Source organism: Roseateles sp. (assembly GCF_036486225.1).
In the GTDB taxonomy this organism is placed as follows: Bacteria; Pseudomonadota; Gammaproteobacteria; order Burkholderiales; family Burkholderiaceae_C; genus Roseateles.
The window spans coordinates 1-6,643 of sequence record NZ_DASVNZ010000141.1 but is presented as its reverse complement, the minus strand read 5'-3'; the positions used below and the strand labels follow the sequence as shown (position 1 = coordinate 6,643).

General features: G+C 70.6%; 7 protein-coding genes. All 7 read left to right on the top strand.

Annotation, left to right across the window (positions count from 1 at the left end):
* A partial coding sequence (locus VF536_RS09755; protein ID WP_331614647.1) for a 5-(carboxyamino)imidazole ribonucleotide synthase occupies positions 1-787 on the top strand: 787 nt, incomplete at its 5' end.
* Positions 788-821: 34 nt separating this feature from the next.
* The gene (locus tag VF536_RS09750; RefSeq protein WP_414710335.1) at positions 822-1,826 is read left to right on the top strand and encodes an L-threonylcarbamoyladenylate synthase; all 1,005 of its coding nucleotides are present in this window, start codon (positions 822-824) and stop codon (positions 1,824-1,826) included.
* A 22-nt stretch (positions 1,827-1,848) separates the two neighbouring features.
* A complete protein-coding gene (locus tag VF536_RS09745; protein WP_331614646.1) occupies positions 1,849-2,787 on the top strand; it encodes an SGNH/GDSL hydrolase family protein in 939 nt (312 codons plus the stop codon).
* Between the two features lie 255 nt (positions 2,788-3,042).
* Positions 3,043-4,440 (top strand): alpha/beta hydrolase family protein, encoded by a 1,398-nt coding sequence (locus VF536_RS09740; RefSeq protein ID WP_331614645.1) that lies wholly within the window; start codon positions 3,043-3,045, stop codon positions 4,438-4,440.
* Positions 4,441-4,470: 30 nt separating this feature from the next.
* The gene (locus VF536_RS09735) at positions 4,471-5,169 is read left to right on the top strand and encodes an OmpW/AlkL family protein (protein WP_331614644.1); all 699 of its coding nucleotides are present in this window, start codon (positions 4,471-4,473) and stop codon (positions 5,167-5,169) included.
* Positions 5,170-5,251: 82 nt separating this feature from the next.
* Positions 5,252-5,995 carry a tRNA (adenosine(37)-N6)-threonylcarbamoyltransferase complex dimerization subunit type 1 TsaB gene (gene tsaB / locus VF536_RS09730; protein WP_331614643.1) on the top strand — a complete coding sequence of 248 codons (744 nt, stop codon included), beginning with the start codon at positions 5,252-5,254 and terminating at the stop codon, positions 5,993-5,995.
* Positions 5,992-6,489 (top strand): ribosomal protein S18-alanine N-acetyltransferase, encoded by a 498-nt coding sequence (rimI, locus tag VF536_RS09725; RefSeq protein ID WP_331614642.1) that lies wholly within the window; start codon positions 5,992-5,994, stop codon positions 6,487-6,489. The genes tsaB and rimI overlap by 4 nt, the downstream gene beginning before the upstream one ends.
* The last annotated feature ends 154 nt before the right edge of the window (positions 6,490-6,643 follow it).

Here is a 6,643-nt window from a genome sequence, read left to right as displayed (position 1 = left end):
CCTGGGCGCCGCCGCGGACCTGGACGCCGTGCCGGACACGCTGCTGCCGGGCATCCTCAAGACCGCCCGCCTCGGCTACGACGGCAAGGGCCAGCGCCGGGTCGCCGACCGGGCGCAGCTCGCCGCCGCCTTCGATGAACTGGGCCGCGTCGACTGCGTGCTCGAACAGATGCTGCCGCTGGCGCTGGAACTGAGCGTGCTGGTCGTGCGCGGCGCCGACGGCGAGGTCGTGACCTTCCCGGTGCAGCAGAACCTGCACCGCGACGGCATCCTCGCGGTCACCGAGGTGCCCGCCCCCGACGTCGACGAGGCGCTGCAGGCGCAGGCGCGCCGCTCCGCCGCCGCGATCGCGACCGGCATGGGCTACGTCGGCGTGCTGTGCGTGGAGTTCTTCGTGCTGAAGGACGGCCGTCTGGTCGTCAACGAGATGGCGCCGCGCCCGCACAACTCGGGCCACTACACGATGAACGCCTGCGACGTCTCGCAGTTCGAGATGCAGGTCCGCGCGATGACCGGCCTGCCGCTGCGCGAACCGCGCCTGCATTCGCCGGTGGTGATGCTGAACCTGCTGGGCGATCTGTGGTTCGACGCGAACGGCCAGGAACGCGCGCCCGACTGGGCCGGCGTGCTGGCGCTGCCCGGCGCCGAGCTGCACCTGTACGGCAAGGCGCAGGCGCGTCATGGTCGCAAGATGGGCCACCTGAACGTGATCGGCGCGACCGCCGAGGACGCCCGCGCCAGCGCCCGTCGCGCCTGTGCGCTCCTCGGCCTGCCCGAGACGTGGTGACCGGGTGAAGAGGGCGTGGGAACGTGGTGACGACGTGGTGAAGGATTCCGGCTTCCAGGTGCTCGACGGCCAATCGCCCGACGCGGTGCGCGCCACCGCGCGCGTGCTGGCCGCGGGCGGACTCGCGGGCGTGCCGACCGAGACCGTCTACGGACTCGCGGCCCGCGCCGACCAGGACGAGGCCGTCGCGAAGATCTTCGCGGCCAAAGGTCGTCCCAGCGACCACCCGCTGATCGTGCACGTGCTCGACGAGCAGGGCGCCCGCGTCTTCGGGCAAGACCTGCCGCCGGTCGCCCACCAGCTGATCGAGGCCTTCTGGCCCGGCCCGCTGACGCTGATCGTCCGGCGCGTGCCCGGCATCGCCGCCGCGGCCGCCGGCGGGCAGGACTCGGTGGGGTTGCGCTGCCCGTCGCATCCGGTCTTCCGCGCCTTGATGGCCGAGTGCCGCGCCCTCGGCGTCGAGGGCCTGGCCGCGCCGAGCGCCAACCGTTTCGGTCGCGTCAGCCCGACCACCGCCGCGCATGTCGCCGAGGAGTTCGATCCCGGTCTGACGGTGCTGGACGGCGGCCCCTGCGACGTCGGCATCGAATCGACGATCGTCGACGTCAGTCGCGGCGGCCTGGTGCTGCTGCGGCCCGGCGTGCTGACGCCGGCGCAGCTGGAAGCCGCCGCGGGCCTCGCTTTACACGCGCCCGATGCCCAGGCGCCACGCGCGTCGGGCACACTGGCGGCGCATTACGCGCCGCGCGCGACGGTCCGCCTGATGGGCTCTGAAGAGTTGCGCGCCGCGCTGTCGGGCGACCGTCCGGCGGGGCTGGCGGTATATTCCCGCTCGTCCTTCGGGACGGGCGCCCCGGCGCTGCACCGGGCCATGCCGGCCCAGGCGCGCGCCGCGGCGCGTCAGCTGTTTGCCGTCCTGCGCGAGCTGGACGCGGCCGGCGCGACGGAGATCTGGATCGAGGCGCCCCCGCAAGAGGCCGCCTGGGATGGGGTGCGGGACCGCTTGTCCCGCGCGGCGGCGGCCTTCGCGCCCCGCTGAGTTTTCGAGATTTGGAGAGTTCATGAAGAGTGTGAAGCGCCACCTGGCCGTGCTGCTGGGTGCGACCGCGATGCTGGCCGCCTGCGGCGGCGGCGGCGAACAGATCGACCCCTTCCGTCCGACGCGCCTCATCGCCTTCGGCGATGAAACCAGCGCCATCCGCTCCGACGGCACCAAGTACACGATCAACGGGACCGACGCGACCAGCGGCGCCGTGACCTGCACCTTGAACCAGGTCTGGACGCAGCAGCTCGCGGGCCACTTCGGCCTCGTCTTCGGCGAATGCAACCCGGACAAGCTGGCCACGCCGACCGCGCGCATGTACGCCGCCCTCGGCGCCAAGACCGCCGACGTCGGCGCGCAGATCGACCGCCAGTTCGCGCTCGACGGCTTCAATCCGAAGGACCTGGTCACCATCCTGGTCGGCGCCAACGACGTGCTCGAGCTGTACGCGCAGTACCCGGCGCAGGATGCCGGCACGCTGGGCAACGCCGCGCAGGCCCGCGGCGAGGCGCTCGCCGCGCAGGTCAACCGCATCGTCGACGCCAACGGCCGCATCATCCTGTCCACCGTGCAGGACATGGGCCTGTCGCCGTTCGCGCTGCGGGAGAAGGCGGTCCACGCCGATACCGACCGCGCCGCGCTGCTGAGCGAACTGTCGCGCCGCTTCAACGCCGGCATGCGCCTGAAGATCCGCAACGACGGCCACTACATCGGCCTCATCCTGACCGATGAGCTGATGGGCACGATGAGCCGTTATCCGACGATCTACTCCGCCTCCAACTCGACGGACGCCGCCTGCCTGGCGAGTTCGTTGCCGCCGGTCTGCACCGACAAGACGCTGGTGGCCAACGCCACCGGCGCCAGCCACATGTGGGCCAGCGACGTGCTCGTCGCGCCGGTGATGCACACCAACATGGCGTCCCAGGCCATCAACCGGGCTAGCAACAACCCGTTCTGAGGCCGACCACCGCGCGCGCATCGCGCGCCACCCGATGACAGAAGTGTTGCAGCCGCGCCTCGATGGGGTCAGGTTGTGCGCTCGTCATCCCCCCGACCCTGGCATGCTGTGGCGTGTCAGGGTTTTCCTTTTGTAAGCGCCGGATGGCGTGCGCTTAAAGTGATCCCTGAGAAAAACGAACGACCGTTCGATTTAGTGCCGACCGCGATCGCCGGGACGGTGCAGACGACGGAGACAACCCCTGGAGAAGTCCGAATGAACAGCCAATTCAAACTGGCCAGCCTGACTCTGGCTGCCGTGGCCATGCTGAGCGCCTGCGGTGGCGGCAGCGATGCCTCGAGCGACGATGCGCCGCCGGCGCGCGGCACCCTGGAACTCGGCCTGAAGGCCGGCGCGGCGACCGCCGCCCAGATCGACGCGGGCACCGCGGCGAAGGGCGTGCAGGCGATCAGCGGCAAGGCCGCCTGCGACGTGGACGTGCGCTACGTCTACTACTGGACGCGTGATCCGCAGGGCCTGCCGGCCACCGCCTCTGCCGCCGTCCTGGTGCCGGCCGGCACCGGCGCCGCCTGCACGGGCAACCGCCCGGTGGTGCTGTACGCCCACGGCACGACGACGGACCAGGCCTTCAACATGGCCGACATCCAGAACAACGCCGAAGGCTCGCTGGTCGCTGCGTTCTACGCCGCCCAGGGCTTCATCGTCGTGGCGCCGAACTACCTCGGCTACGACCGCTCCGGCGCCCAGTACACGACCTACCTGAACGCCGAGCAGTCCGCGATCGAGATGATCGACGCGATGCGCGCCGCCAAGACCCACCTGGCCGCCGAGAGCGCGGTGAAGCCGTCGGCGCGCCTGCTGCTGGCCGGCTACTCGCAGGGCGGCCACGTGGCGATGGCGACGCAGAAGGTGATGGAGCGCGACTACGCGACCGAATTCCCCGTCACCGCCGCCGCCCCGATGTCCGGCCCGTACAACCTGGTGGGCTTCAGCGACGCGGTCGTGACGACCGGTCCGGTCAACGCCGGCGCGACGCTGTTCCTGCCGCTGATGCTGACCAGCTACCAGAAGGCCTACGGCAACATCTACTCGGCGCCGACCGACGTGTACGCGGCCCAGTTCGCCGCGACCGCGGAAACGCTGTTCCCGTCGAAGCAGTCGATCAGCGCGCTGATCGCCGCCGGCAAGCTGCCCAACGACCCGACCTTCACCAACCTGTTCGGTACCGGCGGCCTGCTGAACCCGGCCTTCAAGACCGCGTACCCGACCTCCAACTTCCGCAAGGCGCTGCAGCTCAACACGCTGCTGGGCTGGACGCCGAAGGCGCCGGTCGCGCTGTGCGGCGGCTCGGGCGACCCGACCGTGTTCTTCACCAACACGCTGCAGGCGCAGGCCGACTTCGCGTCGCGCAACAAGCTGTACCCGGCGTCCAACCTGGAGAGCTCGGCCTCGATGGCCTGGGCCGGTCAGGTGACGGCCGCGACGATCGCGGGCGGGTTCGCGCAAGCCAAGGCGGCCACGTCCGCCGCGGCGGGCGGCGGTGCGGCCGGTGCGGCAGCGGTGCAGGGCGCCTATCACGGCACGCTGGTCCCGCCGTTCTGCAATGCGCTGGCACGCGGCTTCTTCCAATCGGTCCTGGCTGCTCAGCCGTAATCGCCGACGACCAGTACGGAGACATCATTCATGAAGAAGAACATCACCCTCATCCTGGCCGCTTCGCTGATGGCCCTGGCGGGCGCCGCCCGCGCCGAAGAGCCGGCGGTCGGCACGCACACGGTCTACCTGGGCCTGGCGCACATCGACGTGAACAGCAAGGCCGGCCCGCTGGAAGGCGGCAGCCGCCAGTTCCCGGCGCCGGGCGCGCAGATCCGCGTCGGTGACGCGACCACCACGGGCTTCGGCTACACCTACCGCTTCCTGCCGCGCTGGAGCGGCGAAGTCGCGCTGGGCATCCCGCCGTCGCACAAGATCTACGGCAACGGCGTGCTCGCCAACGCCGGCCAGATCGCGGTCGTGCGCCAGATGCCGCCGACGGTGTTCGTCAACTACCACCTCGGTGAATGGATCCCCAAGGTCCATCCCTTCGTCGGCGTGGGCGTGAACTACACCTACTTCGAGAAGAAGCGCAGCACGCCCACCGGCGACGCGATCAGCGGCGGCCCGACCCGCATCACGCTGGAGAACTCGTGGGGCGCCGCGGCCCACGCGGGCTTCACCGTGGCCTACACCAAGCAGTGGTCGCTGAACGCGACGGTCGCCTACGCGGACGTGCGCAGCAAGATGCGCTCGTACACGACGACCAAGGACGGCGTGGAAGAGCTGCACACGGACATCAACTTCCGTCCGGTGGTGTACACGCTGTCGCTGGGTTACTCGTTCTGATCGGACTTCTGATCGGACACGGGGACCGCGGGGTCGGGGGATCTCCCCGCCCCGCGACGTCCCGGGCCACTACACTTCAGACATGAGCGTGTTGCTGGCCCTGGATAGCTCGACCGAACACATGGCTCTGGCCCTCGTGGGCCAGGGCCATGCTGCTTTTGTGGACGCCGATGGCGGGGCCCTGGCCTCCCAGCGGCTGGTCCCGGACGTGATGGCGCTGCTCAAGCAGGCCGGCCTGCCGCTGGTCGCCGTGGATGCCGTCGGCTTCGGCCGCGGACCGGGCGCGTTCACGGGACTGCGGACCGCGTGTTCGGTGGCGCAGGGACTCGCGTTCGGCGCGGGCAAACCGGTGCTGGCGCTTGACAGCCTGATGCTGGTCGCCGAAGACGCGCGGCAACAGGTGCTCGCCGCGGGCGAATCCGATGCATCGCTCGATGTGTGGGTCGCGATGGACGCCCGCATGAACCAGATCTACCTTGGCCGCTATCGCTGGGGCGGCGCTCGCTGGTCCACGGTCGTCGAGCCGCTGCTGACCGACCTCGACCCGCTGCGCGCGTTGTGGCGCGAGGAGTCGCCGACCATCGTCGCCGGTTCCGCGCTGGGCGCCTTCGAGCTGGAAACCGGCGCGGCGCGCCGCTTCCCCACGACCGCTTCGCGCGCTCGCGCGCTGGGTGCGCTCGCGCAGCAGGCGTTCGATGCGGGCCTCGCGGAGGACGCCGCCAACGCGCTGCCGCTGTACGTGCGCGACAAGGTTGCGTTGACGACGGCCGAGCGCGAAGCGGCAAAGGCGGCGACGCTTGCCGACACCCAGGGAGTGCCCAGATGAGCGCCCAACCCCGCGATCTGGCCTGGCCGCCGTCGCTGCAATCGCTGCAGCCGCTGCGCGCGCTGGACCTCGACGAGGTGATGGCCATCGAGGCCGTCTCCTACAGCCATCCCTGGACGCGCGGCAACTTCATCGATTCGATGGCCGCGGGTTACGCCGGTTTCGTCATGCGTGACGAGCAGGCGCGGCTCTGCGGCTACTTCCTCGCGATGCAGGTGATCGACGAGATGCACCTGCTCAACATCACCGTGACCGAAGCGCGTCAGGGACAGGGACTCGCACGGCGCATGCTCGACGCGCTCGGCCTGCTGGCGCGGGCGCGCGGCTGCCACCAGGTGTGGCTGGAGGTCCGCGAGAGCAACCACCGCGCACGCCGGCTGTACGAACGCTACGGCTTCGCGCAGAGCGGTCTGCGTCGCGGCTACTACCCCGGCGCGGATGGCCGCGAGGACGCGGTCCTCATGACGCTACGCCTGGCGGAGCCTGCCGCATGAGCTGGAACGAACGTCAACGCGCGATGCTGGAGGCTATGGGCCTCAAGCTGTGGACCCCGACGGGGCCGGGCGGGTCGCCCGAGACTGCTGCTGCACCCGCCGCGCCCGTCGCTGCCGTTGCTTCCGCTGGACAACGCGCTGCCGCGCCTGCCCG

Excerpts from the sequence above, each read along its gene's own strand:
- VF536_RS09745 (WP_331614646.1), top strand. The coding sequence starts at position 1,849 with ATGAAGAGTGTGAAGCGCCACCTGGCCGTGCTGCTGGGTGCGACCGCG.
- VF536_RS09740 (WP_331614645.1), top strand. The coding sequence starts at position 3,043 with ATGAACAGCCAATTCAAACTGGCCAGCCTGACTCTGGCTGCCGTGGCC.
- tsaB (WP_331614643.1), top strand. The coding sequence starts at position 5,252 with ATGAGCGTGTTGCTGGCCCTGGATAGCTCGACCGAACACATGGCTCTG.
- VF536_RS09735 (WP_331614644.1), top strand. The coding sequence starts at position 4,471 with ATGAAGAAGAACATCACCCTCATCCTGGCCGCTTCGCTGATGGCCCTG.
- rimI (WP_331614642.1), top strand. The coding sequence starts at position 5,992 with ATGAGCGCCCAACCCCGCGATCTGGCCTGGCCGCCGTCGCTGCAATCG.